At 64.6% G+C, this 24,349-nt stretch carries 22 protein-coding genes; 6 read left to right on the plus strand and 16 right to left on the minus strand.

Features of this window, described 5'->3' with window-relative positions; genetic code table 11:
- Window positions 1-31 precede the first annotated feature (31 nt).
- Window positions 32-1,054, plus strand: a complete 1,023-nt coding sequence (locus CK224_RS14400; protein ID WP_066996003.1) for a substrate-binding domain-containing protein — start codon at window positions 32-34, stop codon at window positions 1,052-1,054.
- A 42-nt stretch (window positions 1,055-1,096) separates the two neighbouring features.
- On the opposite strand, the gene CK224_RS14405 is transcribed toward CK224_RS14400, so the two are convergent.
- The 14 genes from CK224_RS14405 to puuE all read right to left on the minus strand — a co-directional run bounded on the left by CK224_RS14405 (window position 1,097) and on the right by puuE (window position 16,299).
- The gene (locus CK224_RS14405; protein ID WP_066996000.1) at window positions 1,097-1,636 is read right to left on the minus strand and encodes a GNAT family protein; all 540 of its coding nucleotides are present in this window, start codon (window positions 1,634-1,636) and stop codon (window positions 1,097-1,099) included.
- A 127-nt stretch (window positions 1,637-1,763) separates the two neighbouring features.
- Window positions 1,764-3,203, minus strand: a complete 1,440-nt coding sequence (locus CK224_RS14410) for a S8 family serine peptidase (protein WP_095782220.1) — start codon at window positions 3,201-3,203, stop codon at window positions 1,764-1,766.
- Complete coding sequence (locus tag CK224_RS14415; protein WP_095782221.1) at window positions 3,193-3,861, minus strand: anti-sigma factor; 669 nt, start codon at window positions 3,859-3,861, stop codon at window positions 3,193-3,195. Before CK224_RS14415 ends, CK224_RS14410 begins: the two co-directional genes overlap by 11 nt.
- Window positions 3,858-4,424, minus strand: a complete 567-nt coding sequence (locus CK224_RS14420; protein ID WP_095782222.1) for a sigma-70 family RNA polymerase sigma factor — start codon at window positions 4,422-4,424, stop codon at window positions 3,858-3,860. Before CK224_RS14420 ends, CK224_RS14415 begins: the two co-directional genes overlap by 4 nt.
- Window positions 4,425-4,694: 270 nt before the next feature.
- On the minus strand, window positions 4,695-5,534 hold the full coding sequence (locus CK224_RS14425) for an alkaline phosphatase family protein (RefSeq protein WP_095782381.1): 840 nt from the start codon (window positions 5,532-5,534) through the stop codon (window positions 4,695-4,697).
- Window positions 5,535-5,626: 92 nt separating this feature from the next.
- The gene (locus CK224_RS14430; RefSeq protein ID WP_095782223.1) at window positions 5,627-7,282 is read right to left on the minus strand and encodes an ABC transporter ATP-binding protein; all 1,656 of its coding nucleotides are present in this window, start codon (window positions 7,280-7,282) and stop codon (window positions 5,627-5,629) included.
- Window positions 7,282-8,109, minus strand: coding sequence for an ABC transporter permease (locus CK224_RS14435; protein ID WP_066995982.1), 828 nt, complete (start codon window positions 8,107-8,109; stop codon window positions 7,282-7,284). The genes CK224_RS14430 and CK224_RS14435 overlap by 1 nt, the downstream gene beginning before the upstream one ends.
- 11 nt (window positions 8,110-8,120) lie before the next feature.
- Window positions 8,121-9,080: an ABC transporter permease gene (locus tag CK224_RS14440; RefSeq protein ID WP_067324105.1), complete on the minus strand. Its 960-nt coding sequence runs from the start codon at window positions 9,078-9,080 to the stop codon at window positions 8,121-8,123.
- Between the two features lie 17 nt (window positions 9,081-9,097).
- Complete coding sequence (locus CK224_RS14445) at window positions 9,098-10,684, minus strand: ABC transporter substrate-binding protein (protein ID WP_095776969.1); 1,587 nt, start codon at window positions 10,682-10,684, stop codon at window positions 9,098-9,100.
- Between the two features lie 149 nt (window positions 10,685-10,833).
- Window positions 10,834-12,819 carry a CocE/NonD family hydrolase gene (locus tag CK224_RS14450; protein WP_095782224.1) on the minus strand — a complete coding sequence of 662 codons (1,986 nt, stop codon included), beginning with the start codon at window positions 12,817-12,819 and terminating at the stop codon, window positions 10,834-10,836.
- A gap of 83 nt (window positions 12,820-12,902) precedes the next feature.
- Window positions 12,903-13,496: a nucleoside deaminase gene (locus CK224_RS14455; protein ID WP_066995970.1), complete on the minus strand. Its 594-nt coding sequence runs from the start codon at window positions 13,494-13,496 to the stop codon at window positions 12,903-12,905.
- A 19-nt stretch (window positions 13,497-13,515) separates the two neighbouring features.
- Window positions 13,516-14,007, minus strand: a complete 492-nt coding sequence (locus CK224_RS14460; protein WP_066995966.1) for an ureidoglycolate lyase — start codon at window positions 14,005-14,007, stop codon at window positions 13,516-13,518.
- Entirely contained in the window at window positions 14,004-14,864 is an 861-nt protein-coding gene (locus tag CK224_RS14465) for a bifunctional allantoicase/(S)-ureidoglycine aminohydrolase (RefSeq protein WP_095782225.1), read from the minus strand. Before CK224_RS14465 ends, CK224_RS14460 begins: the two co-directional genes overlap by 4 nt.
- Window positions 14,865-14,874: 10 nt before the next feature.
- The gene (puuE, locus tag CK224_RS14470; RefSeq protein ID WP_095782226.1) at window positions 14,875-16,299 is read right to left on the minus strand and encodes an allantoinase PuuE; all 1,425 of its coding nucleotides are present in this window, start codon (window positions 16,297-16,299) and stop codon (window positions 14,875-14,877) included.
- 176 nt (window positions 16,300-16,475) lie between these two features.
- Between puuE and uraH the strand changes: the two genes are divergently transcribed.
- The 4 genes from uraH (at window position 16,476) to xdhC (ending at window position 21,756) form a co-directional block, all read left to right on the plus strand.
- On the plus strand, window positions 16,476-16,850 hold the full coding sequence (uraH, locus tag CK224_RS14475) for a hydroxyisourate hydrolase (RefSeq protein WP_066995957.1): 375 nt from the start codon (window positions 16,476-16,478) through the stop codon (window positions 16,848-16,850).
- A 3-nt stretch (window positions 16,851-16,853) separates the two neighbouring features.
- On the plus strand, window positions 16,854-18,332 hold the full coding sequence (gene xdhA, locus CK224_RS14480; RefSeq protein ID WP_095782227.1) for a xanthine dehydrogenase small subunit: 1,479 nt from the start codon (window positions 16,854-16,856) through the stop codon (window positions 18,330-18,332).
- Window positions 18,332-20,695, plus strand: coding sequence for a xanthine dehydrogenase molybdopterin binding subunit (gene xdhB, locus CK224_RS14485; protein WP_095782228.1), 2,364 nt, complete (start codon window positions 18,332-18,334; stop codon window positions 20,693-20,695). The genes xdhA and xdhB overlap by 1 nt, the downstream gene beginning before the upstream one ends.
- Window positions 20,696-20,757: 62 nt before the next feature.
- Window positions 20,758-21,756, plus strand: a complete 999-nt coding sequence (gene xdhC, locus CK224_RS14490) for a xanthine dehydrogenase accessory protein XdhC (RefSeq protein WP_095782229.1) — start codon at window positions 20,758-20,760, stop codon at window positions 21,754-21,756.
- Between the two features lie 31 nt (window positions 21,757-21,787).
- Here xdhC and dps read toward each other — a convergent pair whose 3' ends face one another.
- Window positions 21,788-22,276, minus strand: coding sequence for a DNA starvation/stationary phase protection protein Dps (gene dps / locus CK224_RS14495; RefSeq protein WP_066995949.1), 489 nt, complete (start codon window positions 22,274-22,276; stop codon window positions 21,788-21,790).
- 247 nt (window positions 22,277-22,523) lie between these two features.
- Here dps and CK224_RS14500 point away from each other — a divergent pair, with 247 nt between their 5' ends.
- Window positions 22,524-23,360 carry a PhzF family phenazine biosynthesis protein gene (locus CK224_RS14500; protein WP_095782230.1) on the plus strand — a complete coding sequence of 279 codons (837 nt, stop codon included), beginning with the start codon at window positions 22,524-22,526 and terminating at the stop codon, window positions 23,358-23,360.
- A 36-nt stretch (window positions 23,361-23,396) separates the two neighbouring features.
- On the opposite strand, the gene CK224_RS14505 is transcribed toward CK224_RS14500, so the two are convergent.
- Complete coding sequence (locus CK224_RS14505; protein ID WP_066995946.1) at window positions 23,397-24,317, minus strand: LysR family transcriptional regulator; 921 nt, start codon at window positions 24,315-24,317, stop codon at window positions 23,397-23,399.
- Window positions 24,318-24,349 lie beyond the last annotated feature (32 nt).

Consider the following 24,349-nt stretch of genomic DNA (forward strand, 5'->3'; position numbering starts at 1 on the left):
AATTGAAAGCGCTTTGAGGCTGGAGGCCTCGATGAACCTCAAGCAACTCTCGCACATGCTGTCGCTTTCGCAAACCACGGTAAGCCGGGCGCTGAACGGCTACCCGGAGGTCAGCGAGGAGACGCGGCGTCGCGTGATTGATGCCGCTAAGCGCCACGGCTACCGGCCGAACCCCAGCGCGCGGCGGCTGGCCACCGGCAAATCGGGAATGATCGGCTATGTGCTGCCGACCGGCAACGCCGTCGACATCGATCCGCATTTCGTCGAGTTTCTTTCGGGTCTCGGCGACTATGCCCGCTCGCACGAGCTCGATCTGGTGCTCTCGCCGGCCGACGCCGACGACCAGGAGACGACCTATCGGCGTATCGTCGCCAACCGGCAGGTCGACGCCGTCTACATTTCCTCGCCACGCCCCGCCGATCGGCGGCTGGCGCTGGTCAACACGCTGGGCATCCCCTTCATCGTCCATGGCCGCAGCGAGGGTTTTGAGTTCGACTATCCCTATCTCGATATCGACAACGAGGGCGCCTTCCACGAAGCGGCCAGGCTTCTCGTCCAGCTCGGCCACAAGCGGCTGGCGCTGATCAACGGCGACGACCGCGAGACCTTCGCCATCCATCGCGAGCGCGGCGTGCGCCGGGCGCTTGCCGCCAGCGGACTGACACTGGGCGAGCGCCACATCTGTTCCACGACCATGACCGAGGAAAATGGCTATCGCGCCGCCCGCCGCCTGCTCGAAGAAAGCGGAGCCCCGACGGCGATCGTCTGCTCCAGTCTCATCATGGCGCTCGGTGTCGTCCGCGCCGTACGCGATCTCGGCCTGACCATTCCGGGCGATCTGTCGCTGGTCGCCCATGACGACGTCTTCCCCTGGCTGCGGCCGGAGAATTTCCCGGTGCCGCTCTCGACCACCCGCTCCTCGATCCGCCTTGCCGGCGCGCGCGTGGCCGAGCGGCTGGCGGCGCGCATATCAGGGCTGGAAGAGGGCGCGCGCGGCGAGGTCTGGCCGGTCGATCTGGTGGTGCGGGGATCGGTGGCCGGCGCGCCGGTGTAGGTCAAACCTCAATTCTTCTGAAGCGACCGGGGGGGTCGACCTTCAGAACGGACTGAATTCTCTGTCCAGCAGCCCCATAATGATGTCATCCTGCCAAGCCCCGCCGACGAATGCGGCTTCGCGCTCGCGCCCCTCCTCCACAAATCCGCACTTGCGATAGCAGGCGATCGCGCGGAAATTGCTCGATAAGACCCTTAGCGAAACTCGATGCAGGCCACGACCGAACGCATATTCGAGCACAAGCCTGATCGCTTCGGTACCATACCCCTTGCCTAGATATGCTTGGTCGTCGATGCCGATGGCCAAGGCTGCCCTCTTGTCCTGCCAATCTATGCTGTGCAGGCGGACATGGCCGACGAAGGAACCGGCATCAATGACCCAGGCACAGTTCTGTTGCTCGATGAAGCGAATGGCAGCCTCGGCTTCTCCTCGGGTAAAGGTTGTGTTTGGGCCGAATCTCCGACCATAGGCTTCAACGATCTCGCGATGCCGACCAAGCGCTAGCCGCGTGTCCACATCTTGGGGAATTGGTCTGCGAAGGATGAGGCGAGCGCCCCGAAGTTCGGGAAGATCGGCTATCATTTGTAGAAGCTAAGATGTTCGTGCCTATTTGTCGAACGGCCGACTCCGCTCATCGCGGTCATTTGCGATAGCCAATTGATTGAGTTGCAACAGAAGAGCATCGGGGCATGAGCCTCAAACACGAGACTCACTCCTTCGCCGCTGCGGCCGCCTTGATATCCAACAGCCCATAGCCGAAGTCATTGTCCCGCCCCTTCGGGCCGAGATCCTTGGCCGTGGCCGCCAGCGCCTTCTCGATCTCATCGGCCGAGCGGTCGGGGGCGGCATGGATCAGGTTGGCGATCGCGCCTGAGACGATCGCGGCGGCGAAGGAGGTGCCGGTCACCACGTCCGAGCCGGTGCCGCTCGGCGCAACCATCTCAACGCCCGGCGCCGAGAGGAAGACATAGGCGCCGCGATTGGCTTGGGGCATAAGCCCGTCCTTGGCGTCGGTCGCGGTGACCGCGATGACCCCGTCGAAGGCTGCCGGATAGCCGTAAGGCGCCTTCGGCCCGTTGTTGCCGGCCGCTGCGACCAGCACCATGCCGAGCGCGCGCGCATTGCGGCAGGCGGTGCCGAGGAGGTCGTTCTTCGGCCCGACGAAGCTCATATTGATGATGCGCACGTCCTGTTCCGCCGCCCAGTCGAGCGCCGACAGGATGACGTCCATACTCGACTTGCCGCCCTCGAAGGCCCGTGCGTGATAGATCTTGGCGCCCGGCGCGATGCCTTCCAGCGCGCCGACGCCGGCGATCAGCCCGTCGACGGAGGTGCCGTGGTCGCGCTTCTTGATCGGCACGTTCGGCATGGCGTCGAATTGGCCGGCGATCACGCCTTTCAGTGCTGGGTTGGTATCGTCGATGCCGGTGTCGATGACGGCAATGCGCACGTTCTCGCCGCTCGCCTGTTTCGAATCGAGCGCGATGCGCTCGAAGGCATAGTTCACGATGCCGGCGGCCTGCTGCAGCGAATAGATGTGGTTGGGCTCACGCCGCTGCGTACGCCCGTCGGCGGCAAGCTGCGCCAGCACGACGCCGACCGGCCGTCCGTCCGGAATGCCGTAGCGCACCAGCGTTGTGCCGAGCAGCCGCGACTGGCGCTGCGAGCGCACCTGCAGGCCCAAGGTGGTGGCGATCTGCTGCACCGCGCCGGCATCGCCGGCGACCGTCACCAGCACCTCGTCGGGCACGAACTCGCCACTGACCGCACGCGGCGGCGCGGCGAGATTGAGCCCGGTAGGCGGTGTGACGGGGCCGCTTGGCGGCGGAGCGGGCGCCGCTGTGCTTGTTGGACTCTTTGGAGGCGCCGGCTGCGTTGGCGCAGGCGTCGGCCGTGCAGGCGGATTCGGGAACAGGTCGACGATCAGCGCCGGCAGGAACACAGCGCCGCCGGCGGCATTGCCCGCGCCGGATTTCCCGCCGCCATTCTTGGCGCCGTCCTCGCAGTCAGCGCCGGCCGCCGTCGTGCGGTTGAGGCAGTCGATCTGCTTTTGCGAGAGGTTCGGATCGTTGGTCTGCGCAACGGCGGGAGCGCCTACAAATGTCGCCGCGAGGATTGCCGCATGAAGAACGACCGCCTTAGCCGCCATCGACCGGTTTCCTTCCCTGCGCCACAGCTTCCGCGAAAGGCTGGGCGGCAATAAGGCCGACCAGCTTGTCGTAGTCGGCCGCCGTGCTGGCCGGGATCGTCACGTGAAACACATCGTCGGCGGTCGGCCCGCCGGCGATCTTCAGCCCGTTCTGCCCAAGGAAGGCGGCGATGTCCGACATCTTGGCATCCGGCTTGAACTTGATCAGGGCGAAGGGCAGATTTGCCAGATCATCCTGAGCGCCGGCGATTTCAAAGTCGTTGCCCTTGCCGCCCAGCCGCTCGAAAGACTGCGCGACGACCAGCGCAAGCAGCGCCGCGGCCGCCGTCCAGGCGACGCCCGAGGGGATCGCCGTGACCCGGCCGAAGATCTTCGCCAGCCATGACTGGCCGGCGGGCGCGCGCGCCGGACCGGCCTCGGCGTCGAGCGCCCTTGCAAAGCGGGAGAGCGCGTCGGCCGGCGGTCGGATCGCTTCGTTGGCGGCGGCGGTGCCGGAGAATTCGGCTTCCGCCTCGCCGAGCGCGGCCATCGCCGCAGGATCGGAGGCCAGCCATTCCTCGACGGCTTCGAGTTCTGCGCCTTCCAGCGAACCGTTGAGGTAGAACGGCAGCAGCGTCTCCATCTCGTCGCGGCGCGACATCTTTTCAGCGGCGCTCATGGCCACCCCCTGTCGTAACCGGCCGCCTTGAGGGCTTCGCCGAGTTTCTTGCGGGCGTAGAACATCCTGGTCTTGACGGTGGCGACCGGGATGTTGAGCACCTCGCCGATCTCGGTCACCGACTGGCCATGGTAATAGGCAAGATCGACCACCGTGCGGTGTTCGTCCGGCAAGGCATCGACAAAGCGGCGCAAGGCGGCGGCCTTGTCTTCCTTCATGGTGACCACTTCCGGCGTGTCGGCGCTGTCGGGAACCTGCGCCGCGGCATCGTCGTCGATCCAGTCTTCCTTCTTCTTGCGCAGCAAGGACAGTGCCTTGAAGCGGGCGATGCCGAGCAGCCAGGTCGAGACTTCGGAGCGGCCTTCGAAGCTCGGCGCCTGGCGCCACAATTCGAGAAAGACCTCGTTGGTGATATCGTCGGCCATCATTTCCGATCCCGTCTGGCGCGCCACGAAACGGTAGATCCGCGCGTGGTGACGCATGAACAGGAGCCGCACGGCGGCCCGGTCGCCCTTCGCGACCCGGTCTACAAGCGCGCGATCGGTTTCGGTCGCCGCGTTCATGGCCGGTCGAGCCGCCTGGCTCCTCGTGGCTCTGTCGCTGGTCGGTCCAAAAAGGTTCATCCTCCGCCAAGGAATTTTCGGAAGCTAGCCGAAGAAGATGAGCGTTGCCAGAGGTGGCGCCCCCTTCTCCTTGTGGGAGAAGGTAGATCGGCGCGGAGCGCCGAGACAGTTGAGGGGTGTTCCAGCGGAGTGAGGCGTTGGCGTTCACTGGAACACCCCTCATCCGTCGCCTTTGGGGACACCTTTCTCCCACAAGGGGAGAAGGGGGAGCTAAATCAAAAACACCTTCCCCTTCATTGTCGCCGGCACCTCCACGCCGAGCCGGCTCAGCACCGTCGGCGCGAGCTGCAGCTGGTCGAGCAGCGCGTCGGCTTCTGGACCCTTCGCCGGCCCGAAATAGTAGAGGGCGAAATCCTGCATCTCGTCGTCATGCCCGCCGTGATGGCCGCGGTCGGTCTGGCCGTGATCGGCGGTGACGATGGCTTCATAGCCGGCTTCGCGCCAATCGGGCAGGAAGGCGGCGAGCATACCGTCCATCGCGTAGCAGGCATGATCCATCTCGTGGCAGTTGTGGCCGAAGCGATGGCCCATGGAGTCCAGCGTGCAGCTGTGCAGGATGCCGTAGTCGATGCCGTGGCGGCGGGTGAGCATGGTCAATGTCGCGAAAAGGTCGACATCGCTCGGCGTCATCTGGTTCTTGAGATTGTAGCCGGTCATGGTGTGGAAGCGGCCATGCGTGATCGGCCCGCCAGGCTCGTCGAATTCCATATCCTCGACGAGATCGAATGGATAGGAGCGGAAGAATTCCGACCAGTAGGAATGCGTCACCGCCCCGGTCCTGCCGCCGGCCTTGCTGACCTCCGAGAAGATATCGGGCTGCCTGACCCGGAACCGGTTCTCGTTGGAGAGGATGCCATGAACCTGCGGCGTGACCCCGGTATGGATCGAGGCGTAGCAGCAGGCCGATGTTGACGGCAGCACGGAGCGCATTCTCCACACTTGCGCCTCACCCGATTGTACCCAGCCTTCGAGATTGCCCATGAGCCGGCGCCAGTTCCGGTAGGGCACGCCGTCAAGGATGATGAGCAGCAATTTGGATTTAAGCGCCACGGGGAATTCCATGCGGTCTTGCGGGAGGGATCAGCATCGAAGGCTTGACCGACCCGGCCAAGCCCGAGAAGCGCAGAGAAGAGCAAGCCAGCTTAATTGCCGGCGCTTTCCATGCGCCGGCCCGCGATCGCCTTCTCCAGCCAGCCGATCTCCATTTCGGGGACGGAGGACAATAGAAGGTCGGTATAGGCATCGAAGGGCGGCGCCAGCACCTTGCTCTTGGAGCCGTAGCGAACGACCTCGCCGCGATACATGACCGCGATCGAATCGGCGATCGACTTCACTGTCGCGAGATCGTGGGTGATGAAGAGATAGGCCACTTTCTCGATCTGCTGCAGGTTGAGCAGCAGCTTGAGGATGCCGTGGGCGACCAGCGGATCGAGCGCCGAGGTCACCTCGTCGCAGATGATCAGCTTCGGCTTGGCGGCGAGCGAACGGGCGATGCAGACGCGCTGCTTCTGGCCGCCGGAAAGCTCGGCCGGATAGCGGTCAATGAAGCCCTTGCCCATCTCGATCTGGTCGAGCAGCTCGGCGACGCGCTTGTCGCGCTCGCGGCCTCTTATGCCGAAATAGAACTCGAGCGGCCGGCCGATGATCGTTCCCACGGTCTGGCGCGGGTTCATCGCGACATCGGCCATCTGGTAGATCATCTGCAGCTGGCGCAGATCCTCCTTCGGCCGGTCGGCGAGCCTGTTGCCAAGCGTGCGGCCGTCGAAGAAGACGCTGCCCTGCTCGGGCGGCAGGAGGCCGGTGATGGCGCGCGCCAGCGTCGATTTGCCGGAACCGCTCTCGCCGACGACGGCCAGCGTCTGGCCCGGGTAGATGTCGACCGAGACGTTCTTCAGCACCTTGACGAGACCGCCGCCATAGGCGGCCGTCACGTTCTTCACCGACAGCATCGGTGTGGTGCCGGGCTGCTGTTCGTTGTGCTCGATCTCATGCACCGAGACCAGCGCGTTGGTGTATTCCTGGCGCGGCTCCTTGATGATCTGGCGGGTACCGCCCCATTCGACCAGCCGACCATGGCGCAGCACCATGATCTCGTCCGCGACCTGCGCCACCACGGCGAGGTCGTGGGTGATGTATAAAGCCGCCACATGGGTATCGCGGATTGCGTCCTTGATCGCCGCCAGCACATCGATCTGCGTCGTCACGTCGAGCGCCGTGGTCGGCTCGTCGAAGACGATCAGGTCGGGCTCGGAGCAAAGCGCCATCGCCGTCATGACGCGCTGCAACTGGCCGCCGGAGACTTGGTGCGGGAAGCGCTCACCGATCGTTTCCGGATTGGGCAGGCTGAGCTTCTTGAACAGCGCGACGGCTCGCTTCTCGGCCTCGGCCCGGGTTGCCGTGCCGTGCAGAAGCGTCGCCTCCACCACCTGGTCCATCAGCCGGTGCGCCGGATTGAAGGCCGCCGCCGCCGACTGGGCGACATAGCACACTTCGCGGCCGCGCAGCTTGCGCAAGCCCTCCTTGCCGCCCTTCAGTATGTCGCGGCCGTTGAGGATCACCTCGCCGCCGGTAATGCGCACGCCACCTCGGCCATAGCCCATGGAGGACAGGCCGATCGTCGACTTGCCGGCGCCGGATTCGCCGATCAAGCCGAGCACCTTGCCCTTCTCCAGCGTCAGCGAGACATCATGGACAAGGGTGATGGTCTTCGGCGCCTCGCCGGGCGGGTAGACGGTCGCCTCGATGCGCAGATTGCGGATGTCGAGGAGTCGGCCGGCATTTGCTTTGCTGTCAGCCATCACCCGCGCCCTCCCTTCAGGCTGGTCGTGCGGTTGAGCACCCAGTCGGCGACAAGATTGACCGAGATCGCCAGCGCCGCGATGGCCGCCGCCGGGATGAGCGCCGCCGGGATGCCGAAGACGATGCCGTCCTTGTTCTCCTTCACCATGCCGCCCCAGTCGGCGTCCGGCGGTTGCACTCCGAGGCCGAGGAAGGAGAGTGTCGACAGGAAAAGCACCGCATAGATGAAGCGCAGGCCGAGTTCCGAGACCAGCGGCGACAGCGCGTTCGGCAGAATCTCGCGGAAAATGATCCAGCCGCTGCCTTCGCCGCGCAGTTTCGCGGCCTCGACATAGTCCATGACGTTGATGTCGACCGCCACCGCGCGCGACAAGCGGTAGACGCGGGTCGAATCGAGGATGCCCATCACCAGGATCAGCGTCACCAGGTTGGACGGCAGCACCGACAGGACGACCAGGCCCATGATCAGCGTCGGGATCGACATCAGCAGGTCCACGAGGCGCGACAGCATCGTGTCGAACCAGCCGCCGAACACCGCCGCCGAGAAGCCCAGAATGGCGCCGAGCGAAAAGGACAGCGCGGTGGCCAGCACGGCGATGAACAGCGTGATGCGGGCGCCATAGATCATGCGGGACAAGAGATCGCGGCCGAGATTGTCGGTGCCCAACAGGTGCACCGATGACATCGGTTCCCAAGGGACGTCGCTGACGATCTCGGCATTGCCGTGCGGGGCGATCCATGGCGCCAAGACCGCCGCCAGCACGAACAGCGTCGTCAGCACAATGCCGATCAGCGCCGCGACAGGAGTGCGTCTGATATCGAGCATACCGGCGCCCCCTACTTCGGATGCCTGAGCCGCGGATTGGCGACGATCGCCGCAATGTCCGCGATGATGTTGAGGGCGATATAGACGGCCGCAAAGATCAGGCCGACCGCCTGGACGACGGGAACGTCACGCTTGGTGACGTGGTCGACGAGATATTGCCCCATGCCCGGATAGACGAAAATCACCTCGACCACGACGACGCCGACCACGAGATAGGCGAGGTTCAGCATGACGACATTGATGATCGGCGCGATCGCGTTCGGGAAGGCATGCTTGCGGATGACCGCGAAAGCAGAGAGCCCCTTGAGCTCCGCCGTCTCGACATAGGCCGATTGCATGACGTTGAGGATCGCCGCTCGCGTCATGCGCATCATGTGGGCCAGCACCACCAGCGTCAGCGCCGCCGCCGGCAGCGCGATCGCCTGCAAGCGCTCGCCTAACGACATTCCGTCATAGACGGTGGAGATGGCGGGGAACCATTGATGCTCGACCGCGAAGTAGAAGACCAGCAGGTAGCCGATGAAGAATTCCGGGAACGAGGTCGAGGCGAGCGCCACCCCGGAGATCATCTTGTCGACCCAGCCATTGCGGTAGCGCACCGCGATCAGGCCAAGCGTGATCGCCAGCGGAATGGCCACGATTGCCGCCCAGAAGGCCAGGAACAAGGTGTTCCACAGCCGTTCCTTGATCGATGTCGCTATGTCCTGGCCGCTCGACATCGCCGTGCCGAGATCGCCGGTGAGCACGCCGCCCAGCCAGTGGAAGTAGCGGATATAGGCAGGCTGATTGAGCCCGAGCTGTTCGCGCAGATTGGCGAGCGACTCCGGCGTCGCCGATTGTCCGAGGATGGCTTGGGCGACGTCGCCGGGCAGGATCTGCGTGCCGGCGAAGATCAGGACCGAAACGGCCAGCAGAAGGAGGATGCCCAGCGCAACGCGCTGGGCCACCAGTTTCACGACGGGTGAGGACATCTCCGCAAGGCCGGACCTTAGGCTTCCATCCAGCACTTCGCCAAGGCGTAGCCGTTCATCAGCTCCTGATGCGGATCGTCCACCCAGCCACCGACCTTGGGACCAGTTGCGTCGATGAACTGGTTGAACATCGGCAGGATCAAGCCGCCCTCGTCACGCACCATCACAGCCATGTCATGGTACATCTGCTTGCGCTTGGCCTCGTCGAGCTCGGCGCGCGCCGCCAGCACCATCTTGTCGAAGTCCGGCCGCTTGAACCGCGTGTCGTTCCAGTCGGCGCTCGACAGGTAGGCGGTCGAGTACATTTGGTCCTGCGTCGAGCGGCCGCCCCAATAGGAAGCGCAGAAGGGCTGCTTGTTCCAGACTTCGTTCCAGTAGCCGTCGCCGGGCTCGCGCTTGATTTCCAGCTTGATGCCGGCCTTGGCCGCGCTCTGCTGATAGAGCTGCGCGGCATCGACCGCGCCGGGGAAGGCGACGTCCGACGTCCTGAGCAGCACTGCGCCGTCGTGACCCGACTTCTTGTAGTGGAACTTGGCCTTGTCGGGATCGTATTTGCGCTGCTCGATCTCTGTGAACAGCGGGTAGGAGGCGTTGATCGGGAAGTCGTTGCCGAGCGAGCCGTAGCCGCGCAGCACCTTGTTCAGCATCTCTTCGCGGTTGATCGCCAGCTTCAGCGCCATCCTGAGGTCGTTGTTGTCGAACGGCGCCGTGTTGCAATGCATGATGAACACGTAGTGGCCGGGACCGGAGTGGTTGCGGATGGTGACGCCCCGCACGCGCTTGATCAGGTCGACGATCTTCGGCTCGACGCGGTTGATCATGTTGACCTGACCGCCCTGCAGGGCCGCCGTGCGCGCCGTCGCGTCGTTGATGACGACGACTTCGACCTGGTCGGCATGGCCCATCTTGTCGCCCTGCCAGTAGTTGGCGAAGCGTTCGCCGACATGGCGCACGCCGGGCTCGTTGACCTTGACCTTGTAAGGGCCGGCGCTGATGCCGGCATCGGGTTTGTCCTTGCCGCCATTCGGCTGGACGATCAGGTGATAGTCGCTGAGCAGATAGGGAAGGTCGGCGTTGGCTTCCTTCAGGGTCAGCACCACTTCCTTGCCGTTGGCCTTGATGGTCTCGATGCCCTTCATGTAGCCGAGCGCGCCGGACTTCGACTTCTCGTCCGAATGGCGCTCGAGCGTGGCTGCCACGTCCTGGGCGGTCACCGTCTTGCCGTTGTGGAATTCGATGCCGTCGCGGATCTTCAGCGTCCAGACCTTGGCGTCGTCGGAAGAGCCGATTTCCTCGGCGATGCGGTTCTCGAGCTTGCCGTCGGGCGACAGCTCGACGATCATTTCGCCCCAGCACTTGCCGAAGGCGAAGGGCACCTGGGTCATCATCAGCGCCGGGTCGAGGCTGTTGGTGGATTCACCGCCGACCAGGCCGGCCTTCAACGTGCCGCCCTTGACGGGGCCGGCAGCCCGGGCAGCGCTCGAAAGCAGCGAATTGGCGAAGGGCGCGGTGACGCCGAGCGCGGCGGCGCGGCCAAGGAAGTCGCGACGGCTGAGCTTTCCGGCAGCGACGCGCCGGCTGAGATAGTCGAGTTCGTTTGTCATTACGGGTTCCTCACTCTGATGGTACGACCATGTGGTCGGTTCTTGTTCTTGTGAGGGATAATGAGCGCAACGGAAAGCTGTAAGCAAGACCGAATGCGACATGCCGTGGCGTAAATGGCGCGTCGCATTTGGACCAATCTTGTCAGCGCTCACACGAGAGCGCGGGGAATCGTCTGTTTGAAATCGCGCTCGAACACCAGCTTTTCGCCCTCATAGGCCTCGATTCTGGCGCTGAGGATGAAGTCTTGCGCGTCCGAGCGCATCTCGGCGAAGGTCTCGGTCCGCACCGACCATTCATTTCGCGACAATGTCTGCGTCCAATGCGTGCTGCCCGTCGCCGACAGGGGATCGTCGGGTTGGATCGCCCATGTCTCCCTGACCATGCTGCCGTGGACCAGCCCGTGCTCCAGGTCGCGCACCTCGCCGAAATCGTCCGTTACGGCAAGCGTGACGACGCCGGTCTTTTCGTTGCGGTGGATATGCCGTTCGGAATTGGTCGGCCTGATCGTCTCGGTCGCCCAGGGCGTAGCCCCTTCCGGTTCGAGGAACGACACCTCGTCGGCCGTCGCCGGCGGGCGCAGCGGCAGCTTGAGCGTCGCGGCCGACAGTTCGAGCGTCGCCGGCTCCGGCGACGGCCAGATCATCGGCCAGTAGGCGGTCGAGACGGCGACCCGCAGGCGGTGCCCGGCCGGCACCCGGTAGGCGCACTGATCGAGCACGACGCGTGCCGAGACCGTCTCGCCTGGCACCAGCGCTTCCGGGAACTCGTGCGAGTTGCGGTGGGTGAGGTTGAGCACGCCATAGGAGATCAGCTCCGAGGCGCCGTCCGGATGCACGTCACAGAGACGCACCGCGATGTTGGCCTGGCGGCGGTCCGAGGCAACCCGTACTTCGACTTCCGGCGCGCCGACGATGTCGATCGCCTCCTCGAGTTCGACCTGGTCGAAGCATACCGAAAGCGCGTCGTCGGGGCGCTGGTCGCCCGGCAGTTCCGGACCGAAGGTGAAGGGAAAATACTCGCCGCCCGCAAGCCCGCAACTTTGCGGCGAGGCGACGATTGCCGGTCCGGCGCCTTCGGCAATGAGCTCGGTTGCCTTGACCTTGATGTCGGGCGAGGGCCATTGCTGTTCCGCAACCCAGCGGCCTGGCCGTTCGGGATGCCAGCGGGCCGGACGCACGCTGTCCATCACATAGGCGCGGTAGTCCGGGTCGGCCTCGACGCCGGTCGCCGCGCCCTTCAGCCAGCGGTCCCACCAGCGCAGCGCCTCCTGCAGGAAGCCGATGGCCGGATTGGGTGCCGCGTAATGCGGATATTTGTGGATCCAGGGGCCGACGATGCCCTTCACCGGCGCCTGGATGTTGGTGACCAGATTGGAGATCGTGTTGCGGTAGCCGTCATGCCAACCGCCGATCGACAGCACTGCCGCCGTAACGGCTGAAAAGTCCTCGCAGATCGAGCCGCGTTTCCAGTAAGCATCGCGATGCTGGTGGCTGAGCCACAGCGGCGCGAGAAAGGGCTGGTTCTCCAGCCGGCTCAGCCACAGATCGCGCCAGCGGTTGCCGCCGGCGATTTCCGGATCCGGCGGCCGCGACGAGTAGGAGAGCATCGTCGAGGCCCAGCCGAAATTCTCGAGCAGCAGGCAGCCGCCCTTGTAGTGAATGTCGTCGGCATAGCGGTCGACGGTCGAGCACAGGCTGATCACCGCCTTCAGCGCCGGCGGCTGCTTTGCCGCGACCTGCAGGCAGTTGAAGCCGCCCCAGGATATGCCCATCATGCCGACATTGCCGTTGCACCAGGGCTGCGCGGCCGCCCAGGCGATGACGTCGCAGGCGTCCTGCAATTCCTGCTCGGAATATTCGTCGTCCATCAGCCCTTCGGAATCGCCGTTGCCGCGCATGTCGACGCGGATCGAGGCATAGCCGTGTCCGGCGAAATAGGGATGCGTCAGCTGATCGCGGAAGATGGTGCCGTCGCGCTTGCGGTAGGGCAAATGCTCGAGGACCGCCGGCACCGGGTTGTCGCCGGCATCCTCAGGCATCCATATACGCGCCGACAGCCGGCAGCCATCCGGCATGACGATGCCCATATCGGGAAATTCGACGACCTTGCGAGGGAATTCTGTGACGGTTTTCATGCAAGGCACATGATGGAACCGTCGCCGAGGCGTCGTGGGCCAGCCGGCGAAATCGGCTGGTCAATAAGCGTCAGTTCAAAGCGTCAGTTCAGCGGAATGTCGTTGTCGGCCTTGCTCGCCTGGTATGTACCGGACAGCGCGTCATAGCGTGCGGAGATCTTGGCAATGCGCGCCTCCAGCCGCCTGCGTTCCGCCTCGGGCAAAGCGCGCACCAGCCGGCGTATGGAAAAGCTCTTCCAATAGGCGTTCTCGGCGTTGTAGCCGCCGGGATCGAGTGTGAAGACCTCCTTCAGGATCTTCAGGTCATGCGGGATGGCGAAGCTGTCGCGCGAGTCCTCGTGGCTGAAGAGGTAGTAGAAATTGTCGAAGCCGGTCCAGGTGATCGCCGACAGGCACAGCGAGCAGGGCTCGTGCGTGGCCAGGAACAGCGCATCCCTGGTGTCGACGCGCTGGGCCCTGGGCATTTCGTAAAATCGCTTCAGGCAGTGCATCTCGCCATGCCAGAGCGGATTTTCGATTTCGTTGTTGGTTTCGGCGAGCACCAGCGAGCGGTCGTCTTTCCGCAGGATGGCGGCGCCGAAGAGTTTGTTGCCATGGGCAACGCCTTCAGCGGTCTTCGGCACGATATCGTGCTCGATAACGTCGAGCAGGCGGTCGATCAGCGAAATGTCTGTCATCGGGAAAAACTGGCAGCTTTCAGGGAAGATGGATCTCGTAAGGGTGCGAGAAATGGCACTCTTCGAGGTTGGCGCCGTCGCCGCCGCGGTCGACGATGAGGAAGTCTTGTTCCTCGCCGATCGGCGTCAGCACGCCGTGCCAGAGGTTGCGCCGGTAGTTGATGCCCTGCCCGGGCGCGGTGATGAAGGCGTGCGGCTCGCCTGGGCCGTCCGGAGTGTCATGGCAGACGACAACCAGAAAGGGCCGCGGCGACAGCGGAATGAAAGCCTGGCTGCCGAGCGGATGGCGCTCGACCATGGTCAGTTTCAGCGGCATCTCGTAGGGGGTGCCGCGCACCATCGAGATCAGCACCTTGGCATTCGGCCCGGTGGCCTCGGCGGTGGCGAGATCGTGGTAGCGCATCGCCTTGCCGCCATTGATCGGGTAGCGGTTCTCGCCGCCCATATCGATCACGTCGCCAAACGGCGCGAAGTTTTCGCGTGTCAGCGGCTGGGCCACGATTTGGGTCACCGCGCGCGAGCCCCAAGGGCGCCGCCAAGCTTGGCGTGCCGGTTGACGTCCTTGTAGAGCAGGTAGCGGAAATTCCCGGGACCGCCGGCGTAGCAGGCCTGCGGGCAAAAGGCGCGCAGCCACATGAAGTCGCCGGCCTCGACCTCGACCCAGTCCTGATTGAGGCGATAGACTGCCTTGCCTTCGAGCACATAGAGCCCATGCTCCATGACATGGGTCTCGGCGAAGGGGATGACCGCGCCGGGTTTGAGCGTGACGATGGTGACATGCATATCGTGGCGCATGTCGGCCGGGTCGACGAAGCGCGTCGTCGCCCAGTGGCCTCCCGTGCCGGGCATCGGGCTCGGCTCGACCTCCTTGTCGCTGCTGAAGAAGGCTTCCGGAACGTCGAGGCCGTCGACCGCCTCATAGGCCTTGCGGACCCAGTGGAAGCGGACCGCACCGCTGCTCTCATTGCGCACCGTCCAGCCGCTGGCGGGCGGCAGGAAGGCGAAGCCGCCCGGCCGAAGCACATGGTTCTTGCCGGCAAGCGAGACCGCAAGCTCGCCCTCGACCACGAACAGCACGCCCTCGGCTTCGGGGTCGAGCTCAGGCCGGTCGCTGCCGCCGCCGGGCAGGACCTCGACGATGTACTGCGAAAAGGTCTCGGCGAAGCCCGAAAGCGGTCTTGCGATGATCCAGGCCCTTGTCTTGTTCCAGAACGGCAGCGGGCTGGTGACGATGTCCTGCATCACGCCCTTGGGGATCACCGCATAGGCTTCGGTGAAGACGGCTCGGCCGGTCAACAGCTCGTGCTGACCGGGATGGCCGCCATGCGGCGCGTAATAGGTTCGCTCGGCCATGTTCATCCTGTCCATGTGTTGAAGCCTATTTTGGAAGCATGTCTTTCAGCCGAAGCAGCGCGATGCGCTCGACTTGTTTGCACGCGGTGTCGAATTCATTGCTGCGGCTGTTGCCGATGCGAGCCTCGAACTCCGCCAGGATCTGGTCCTTCGTCTTGCCCTTGACCGCGATGATGAAGGGAAATCCGAAGGTCGTGACATAGGCGGCGTTGAGTTTCGAAAACAGCTCGCGCTCCTTGTCGGTCAGCGCGTCGAGCCCGGCGGAGGCCTGTTCTTTGGCTGATTCCGGCGTCAGCCGCTTGGCCGCCGCCAGCTTGCCGGCAAGGTCGGGATGGGCGTTGAGCACGGAAAGCCGCTCGGCCTCGGTCGCCGCGCGGAAGACGCGGCAGAGCGCGTTGTGCAGGCCGCCGGCGCTGTCATGGGCCGGGCCGAGCTCCAGTTCGTAGGCCCGCTCGGCGATCCACGGCGAATGCTCGAACACCCCGCCGAAGGCATGCACGAATTCCTCGAATTCCATCCGAGACGGGCGCAGCGCCGGCGCCTGGTAGGGGTGCGTCTCGCGCCAGTGTTTTGCGATATCGATGCGCCGGGTCAGCCACACCCTGTCATGCGACTTCACATAATCGACGAAGCGCGTCAGCGCCGCCACGCGGCCCGGACGGCCGACCAGCCGGCAATGCAGGCCGATGTTCATCATGCGCGGCCGCCCCGCCTTGCCCTCCGCATAGAGCGTGTCGAAACTGTCCTTCAGATAGGCGAAGAACTGGTCGCCCGAATTGAAGCCCTGCGGCGTGGCAAAGCGCATGTCGTTGGCGTCGAGCGTATAGGGGATGATGAGCTGCGGCTTCTCCAAACCATCCCGGTCGAACCAGTAGGGCAATTCGTCGTCATAGGTGTCGGAGACGTAATCGAAGCCGCCTTCCTCGGCGACGAGTCGCACCGTGTTGACGGAAGTGCGGCCGGTGTACCAGCCGGTCGGCCGCGCGCCGGTCACTTCGTAATGCAGACGGATCGTCTCTTCGAGGTCGCGTCGCTCGTCCTCCGCGCTATGGTCGCGGTAGTCGATCCATTTCAGCCCGTGCGAGGCGATCTCCCAGCCGGCCTCCTGCATCGCCGCGACCTGATCGGGGGAGCGTGCCAGCGCCGTGGCGACGCCGTAGCAGGTCACCGGCACCTCAGCTTGCGTGAACAGCCGGTAGAGCCGCCAGAAGCCGGCGCGGGCGCCGTATTCATAGATCGATTCCATGTTCCAATGGCGCTGGCCGAGCCAGGGGGCGGCGCCGACAATCTCGGACAGGAAGGCTTCGGAAGCCTTGTCGCCGTGCAGCACGCAGTTCTCGCCGCCTTCCTCGTAATTGACGACGAACTGCACCGCGACATAGGCGCCGCCGGGCCATTTCGGGTCCGGCGGATTGGCTCCGTAACCGCGCATGTCCCGTTCGTAACGCATGATCGCTCCTGCCCGAATGTTGAGATGAAGATATCGAAAGGAGTGCTCGTGCATTCCCCCGAAAATTTTTGAAAGTGCTTTTTGCCGCACTCCGCTCGACCGGGGCTTATGCATCGCCTTTAATTGGCGCACAATTGACCTGAAAACGTTCGACTACTTGGGATGGGAGGCGGCCAGTGGCAGAAACGTCGAAAGCCGATGGCGGGCGTCTGACGACCCATGTCCTCGATACCGCGACCGGCAGGCCGGCAAAGGGCCTTTCGATCGGGCTTTTCCGCCTCGAAGGCCAGGCCCGCACGCATTTGAAGACCGTCACCACCAATGATGACGGCCGCTGCGACGCGCCGTTGCTTGCCGGCGCCGACTTCCGCACCGGCGAGTACGAGCTGGTCTTCGCTGCCGGCGATTATCTGCGCGGGCAGGGCGCCAGCCTGCCGGAGCCGGCTTTCCTCGACACCGTGCCGATCCGCTTCGGCATGGCGGAGGAGCGGCATTATCATGTGCCGCTCTTGATCTCGCCGTACGGCTACTCGACCTATCGCGGGAGCTGAGACATGGCCGACAAGACCCGTAACCAGATACGCTTCATCCTGAACGGCGCCGATGTCGCGCTGACCGACATCGCTCCCGACGCGACCCTGCTCGACTGGCTGCGGTTGAACCGCTCGCTGCGCGGCACCAAGGAAGGCTGCGCCGAGGGCGATTGCGGCGCCTGCACGGTGCTGGTCGGCAAGCTGTCGGTCGAGGGCCTGGTCTATGAAAGCGTCAATGCCTGCATCCGCTTCATGGGCTCGCTCGACGGCACCCATGTCGTCACCGTCGAGCATCTGCGCGGCAATGGGGAACGGCTTCACCCCGTGCAGCAGGCGATGGTCGATTTCCATGGCTCCCAATGCGGCTTCTGCACGCCTGGCTTCGTCATGTCGCTCTATGCGCTCTGGATGAAGACGTCCAACCCGTCCGACGCGGCGATCGAAAAGGCGCTGCAGGGCAATCTCTGCCGCTGTACCGGCTACGAGGCGATCATGCGCGCCGCGCGCGCCATATCAAGCTACGGCAAGGCGGCGAAGGACCCGCTGGCAGTGGAGCGCAAGGATATCACTGCACGGCTGGGAGCGCTGCGCGACGGCGCCAGGGTCGAGGTCGGGTCGGGTAAGGAGCGGCTGATCGTGCCGGCTGACGTCGACGATTTCGCCAGGGCGCTCGAGAAGGAGCCTGGCGCCACCATCGTTGCCGGCTCGACCGATGTCGGGCTGTGGGTCACCAAGCATATGCGCGACATTTCGCCGGCTATCTTCATCGGTGGCCTCGACGGCTTGCGCACGATCTCGGAGGCCGATGGCGTGATTACGGTCGGCGCCGGCGTGACTTACAGCGAAGCCTTCGCAACGCTTTCCAGGCGCATCCCGGCCTTGGGACCGCTGGTCGACCGCATCGGCGGCGAGCAGGTGCGCAACATGGGCACCATCGGCGGCAACATCGCCAATGGCTCGCCGATCGGCGACACGCCGCCGCCGCTGATCGCGCTCGGCGCGCGGCTAACGCTCCGCAAGGGCAATGCCCGACGCACGATCCCGCTCGAAACCTTCTTCATTGCCTATGGCAAGCAGGATCGGCAGCCCGGCGAATTCGTCGAGGCCGTCCATGTGCCCGTGCCGGCAGAGGGCACGAAATTTGCCGTCTACAAGGTCACCAAGCGCCGCGACGAGGACATTACTGCTACCCTCGGCGCCTTCTATCTGACCGAAGCCAAGGACGGCACCGTGGCGGATATCCGTATCGCCTATGGCGGCATGGCGCCGACGCCGAAGCGGGCGACTGCGGTTGAAACCGCCCTTATCGGCAAAGTCTGGAGCGAAGCGACTGTCGAGGCCGCGATGGCCGAATATGCCAGCGACTTCACGCCAATTACCGATATGCGTGCAACCGCCGAGTATCGGGGGCTGGCGGCGAAGAATCTTTTGCTGCGCTTTTATGTCGAAACCACCGGCACCAGGGCGCCGTTCCAAGTGACCCGCAACGAGGCGGCCTGATGAACAAGCACGCCACTCCCAACCTCAAGGCCGAAAAAATCGTCGGCGGCGTCGCCACCGAGCAGCGGCACGATTCCGCGCACAAGCATGTCAGCGGCGCCGCCGTCTATATCGACGATATGCCTGAGCCTGCCGGCACGCTGCATGTCGGCCTTGGCCTCGCCAAGGTCGCGCACGGCACGCTGAAGAGCATCGATTTGTCGGCGGTGCGATCGGTTCCCGGCGTCGTCGATGTGCTGACCTGTGCCGACGTGCCCGGCGAGAACGACGTCTCGCCAAGCAACATGCATGACGATCCGGTGCTCGCCGAGCACAAGGTGCTATTCTACGGCCAGCCGATCTTCGCCGTGGTAGCCGAGACACGCGAGGCGGCGCGCCGCGCGGCACGCCTGGCTAGGATCGAATATGACGAGCTTCCGGCTGTGATCGACATCTGGGACCTCGACCCGGTCAAGGACAAGCAGGTCACCACGCCGCTGATCCTGAAGCGCGGCGATGCGGCCGCGGCGATTGCGGCGGCACCCCGCCGCATCAAGAACCGCATGTGGCTTGGCGGCCAGGACCATTTCTACCTCGAGGGCCAGGTCTCGCTGGCGATCCCCGGTGAGGACGACGAGGTGATCGTCTATTGCTCGACGCAGGGGCCGAGCGAGACGCAGCATCTGGTTGCGCATGCGCTCGGCGTGCCGAGCCATGCGGTGACGGTGGAAGTGCGCCGCATGGGCGGCGGCTTCGGCGGCAAGGAGACGCAGGCCAACCAATGCGCGGCCATAGCCGCCATCGCGGCCAAGAAGCTGGGGCGCGCGGTGAAGATCAGGCTCGACCGCGACGAGGACATGACCGCCACGGGCAAGCGGCATGATTTCGCCATCGACTACGAGGTCGGCTTCGACGACGAAGGCAATATCCTCGGCGTCGATTTCACCTATGCCCTGCGCTGCGGCTTCTCCGCCGACCTGTCCGGTCCGGTCGGCGACCGGGCGCTCTTCCATTGCGACAACGCCTATTTCTATCCGGCGGTGCACGCGAAATCGGCGCCGCTTTTCACCAATACGGTCTCGAACACCGCCTTCCGCGGCTTTGGCGGCCCGCAAGGCATGGTCGGCGCGGAGCGCGTCGTCGACGAAGTGGCCTTCGCGGTCGGCAAGGATCCGCTCGAAATCCGCAAGCTCAATTTCTATGACCCGATGGATGCGATCGGCGAACGCTGCCTCACGCCCTATCACCAGAAGGTCGAGGACAACATCATCCACCGCATCGTCGCTGAGCTGGAGGAAAGCGCCAATTACGCGCGGCGGCGGCGCGAGATCAGCGCCTTCAACAACAACAGCCGCTTTATCAAGCGCGGCCTGGCGCTGACGCCGGTCAAGTTCGGCATTTCCTTCACAAAGACCGAGGCCAACCAGGCCGGCGCCCTGGTGCATGTCTATGCCGACGGCTCGGTGCATATGAACCATGGCGGCACCGAAATGGGCCAGGGCCTGCATCTCAAGGTGGCGCAGGTCGTCGCCGAGGAATTCCAGATCGATCTCGACCGGGTCAAGATCACCGCCACCACCACAGCCAAGGTGCCGAACACCTCGCCGACGGCGGCATCTTCCGGCGCCGACCTCAACGGCATGGCGGCGCAGGATGCCGCTCGGCAGATCCGCAAGCGGCTGACCGATTTCGCGGCCGAAAAATACCAGGTGCCCCTCGACCAAGTCGTGTTCCTGCCCAACCGGGTGCGCATCGGCAACCAGGAAATCGCCTTCAACGATCTGGTCAAGCAAGCCTACATGTACCGCGTCCAGCTCTCGGCGGCTGGCTTCTACAAAACGCCGAAGATCCATTGGGACCGCAGCAAGGGCCGCGGCCATGCCTTCTACTACTACGCCTATGGCGCGGCCTGCTCGGAAGTCTCGGTCGATACGCTGACGGGCGAATATGTCGTCGAGCGCACCGACATCCTGCACGATGCCGGCCGCTCGCTGAACCGCGCGATCGACCTCGGCCAGGTCGAGGGCGGCTTCATCCAGGGCATGGGCTGGCTGACGACGGAAGAGCTTTGGTGGGACAACAGCGGCCGGCTGCGCACGCATGCGCCGTCGACCTACAAGATCCCGCTCGCTTCCGACCGGCCAAAAATCTTCAACGTCAAGTTGACCGACTGGTCATCGGCCTACGAGCCGACCATCCATCGCTCCAAGGCGGTCGGCGAGCCGCCGCTGCCACACGGCATGTCGGTGCTGCATGCACTCTCCGACGCGGTGGCGAGTGTCGCCGATCACAGGATCTGCCCGCGCCTCGACGCCCCGGCGACGCCGGAACGGGTGCTGATGGCGATCGAAAGGCTGAAGCGGGAAGCCGCAACGCCGGCCTGAACCGGCCAAAACGTGCAAATCGAGGCACAAAACGCTATATTTCCTGGGTGGAAATGCAGACGATGAACTCGAAAGTGCAAAGCCTGAAGGCGTTTCTCGGCCAGGCAGGCCGGGCCGCGCTCGTCGAGGTCGCGGCCACCAAGGGCTCGACCCCGCGCGAAGCCGGCGCCTTCATGCTCGTCTCACCATCGGCGATTTTCGGCACCATCGGCGGCGGCCAGCTTGAATTCATGGCGATCGACAAGGCGCGACAGATGCTTTTCTCCTCCCTTGAGGGCGCGATGGCCGCGAAGCGGCCAGAGGGGGTGCGCTCAGAAGGCACCACGACAGCGCCGAGCACTGCGCCGGCGACCCCACCCGACGGCTTGGCCGCCATCCTCCCCTCGAGGGGAAGGGAAGCCCGCATTGAGGTCGACGAAACCTGCGCGACCCTGGATGTTCCACTGGGCCCTGAAATCGGCCAATGCTGCGGCGGCCGCGTCGAGGTGCTGATCCGCTTGGTTGACGCTAGGATCGAACAGGAACTGATCGCCAAAGCCGAGGCCGAGGAGGCGCATCTGCCGCATGTCTATGTCTTTGGCGGCGGCCATGTCGGCCAGGCGCTGGCCGCGTCGTTGGTGCTGCTGCCCATTCATGTGGAGGTCGTCGAGACGCGGGCCGATGCGCTGGAAGGCATGCCGGAAACGGTTGAGACGCGGCTGACGCCGATGCCCGAAGCGGTGGTGCGCGAAGCCCCGGCGGGATCGGCCTTCGCCATCCTCACCCATGACCATGCGCTCGATTTCCTGATCGTCGCCGAGGCGCTGAAGCGCGACGACGCCGCCTATGTCGGCATGATCGGCTCGAAGACCAAGAAGGCGACGTTCAAGAACTGGTTCCTGAAGTCCGACGAGGGCAACGAGGCGCAGTTCAACCGCCTCGTCTCGCCGATCGGCAGCAATGCCGTGAAGGATAAGCGCCCGCCGGTGATCGCCGCGCTCGCCGCCGCCGAGATCATGACGGCACTGGTGTCGCATGCGGCCCAGGCTTCGGCCGTTCCCGAAAAGGCGATGGCTGGCTGATTCAGCCGGCCATGGGAGGAAGCCCAGCCGGCTATTCCTTTTCCTGCGTATGCGCTTCGAGGAACCACAGCAATTTGTCGAGCGAACGCGAGTAGGCGGTAAAGATGTCGGCGGTGTCGGCATCGCCGGCGTCGTCCGCCTCGTCGATCGCCTCACGCGCCAGCCTGGCAGCCGTGGCATAACGGTCGATCAGCGCCGCCAGATGATCCTTGGTCTTGTGGATGTCGGTTGGATAGGGCTGGAGCTTCGTTGCCCTCGACACGTCCTGCGAGGTGCCGTGCGCGGTGCCGCCGAGCTGCACGGCGCGTTCTGCGATGATGTCGACATGGCCGTCGATCTCCTCGCGGAATTCGTCGAGCATCTCATGGATGGCGATGAACTGCGGTCCCTTGACGTTCCAGTGCGCCTGCTTGGTGACCAGCGCCAGGTCGATGGCATCGGCAAGCCTGGCATTGAGAAGATCGATCGATTCCTTCTTGGCGTCGGATTTGAGGTCGTTCTTGGTGACAATGGCGTCCATGGTCGGCTCCTGTGGCGCTGGGTCGCTGCGAAAGCTGGGGACTGGTCTCGAAGGGCGGCCGTGCAGCCGCCAATCGCCAGAACGGGGACGGAGCGGGTTTCGTTCCGCATCGGATCGAGGGGCGCACACTGGCGAAGGTATGACTGATGCTCACAGCTGCTCGTCGCTTTCTTCGTTTCCCAAACCGGATTGAACCGTGTTTTCTGCACGCCTGACGAACACGAATGACGAACACGGGACGAGCGACATGGATGTTTTGCGCATAGCGGCGTTTTCGGACGGCAACAGCGGCGGCAACCCGGCCGGCGTGGTGATTGGCGAGGTTCTGCCCGACGCCGCAGACATGCAGCGCGTCGCTGCAGAGGTCGGCTTTTCCGAGACCGCCTTTGCCGCACGTGAAGGGGAAGGCTGGCGTGTCCGCTACTTTTCGCCCGAATCGGAAGTGCCGTTCTGCGGCCACGCCACCATCGCGCTGGGCGCGGCGTTGGTCAGAAGGTTCGGCGACGGAATTTTCAAGCTGCTCCTGAACCAGGCCGCCATCACCGTCGAAGGGTTTCGCGACGGCGCCAATTTTGCCGCCGCCCTGCAGTCGCCGCCGACGCGCAGCCGGGCGGCCCCGTCGGAGCTGGCCGGCGAAACCCTGGCGATGTTCGGTTACCAGGAGGGCGATCTCGATCCCGCCATTCCGCCCGCGCTGGTTCATGGCGGCGCCGACCATCTGGTGCTGGCCTTGAAGTCGCGCAAGGCGCTCGCCGCCATGGCCTATGACCTGAAACAGGGCCGGGCCCTGATGCGGCGCGAGGGACTGGTAACGATCCTGCTCGCCTATGCCGAAACGCCGCGTCTCTTCCACACGCGCAATCCCTTCGCTTCCGGCGGCGTCTATGAGGATCCGGCGACCGGCGCTGCCACCGCCGCCTTTGCCGGCTATCTGCGCGACATTGGCTGGGCGCATGGCGGCGCGGTCGACATCGTTCAGGGCGAGGATATGGGCATGCGCTCGCGGCTGCATGCCGATATTCCGCCGGCCCCGGGCAGCTCGATCCGGGTATCCGGCACAGCCCGCCTGATGGACGAAGACTGAGTGTGGTCACCCACGCGAAGGCGCGTGCCCGCCAGCCTACTTGCCGGCAAGAATGTCCTTGATCAGCCGCTGGCAGCGATCGGCCATGAAGTCGAGCAGCAGGCGGACCTTCGGATCCTGCAGCTTCTTGTGCGGATAGACGGCGGCGAACTGGACCGGCGTCGGCGGCGTCTTTGCCAGGATCACTCTCAGCCGCTGGTCGCGGATGAACGGCTCGACCTCGAAGCGCGGCTTGTTGATGATGCCGCGCCCCGACAGCGCCCAGCCTGTCAGCACATCGCCATCGTCCGTATCGTAGGGTCCATGCACCTCGAATTTCTGCGGACCGTTCGGCGTCTGCAGCGTCCAGACATATTCGCGCGTGCCGGAATAGCGCAGCATCAGGCAATCATGTTTCTTGCCGATCAGTTCCTGCGGCTCGACCGGCTCGCCGCGCGCCTCGAGGTATTTCGGCGCCGCGACCAGCACGCGCTCGCATTCCATGATGCCGCGCATCCGAAGGCTGGAATCCTCGATGATGCCAAGCCGGAAGGCGACGTCGATGCCTTCCTTCATGATGTCGACATTGTGGTCGGAGAGTCTCAGCCGCACCTCGATATCGGGGTATTTGTCGTGGAAATCCGGAATGCCCGAGGCGATCAGCCGCCGGCCGAGGCCGAGCGGCGCCGTCACCTTGATCGTGCCGCGCGGCTGGCCGGAAAGTGCTGCGACCGCGGCCTCCGCCTCGGTGATCGCGTCCAGCACTTGCTTGGCTCCGGTGTAGAACACCGTGCCGTGCTCGGTCGGCATCAGCTGCCTCGTGGTGCGGTTGAACAGCCGCACGCCGAGGTGCTTCTCCAACTCCTTGATGCGGTTGGAGGCGACCGCCGGCGAGATGCGCATGTCGCGCCCGGCCGCCGACAGATTGCCGAGCTCGACGACGCGGACGAAGACGGCGATATTGTCGAGATAGGCCATGCGACGGTCGTGGCTCTCAAATGGCTGCGTGG

The sequence above is a fragment of the Mesorhizobium sp. WSM3862 genome, from assembly GCF_002294985.1.
In the GTDB taxonomy this organism is placed as follows: Bacteria; Pseudomonadota; Alphaproteobacteria; order Rhizobiales; family Rhizobiaceae; genus Mesorhizobium.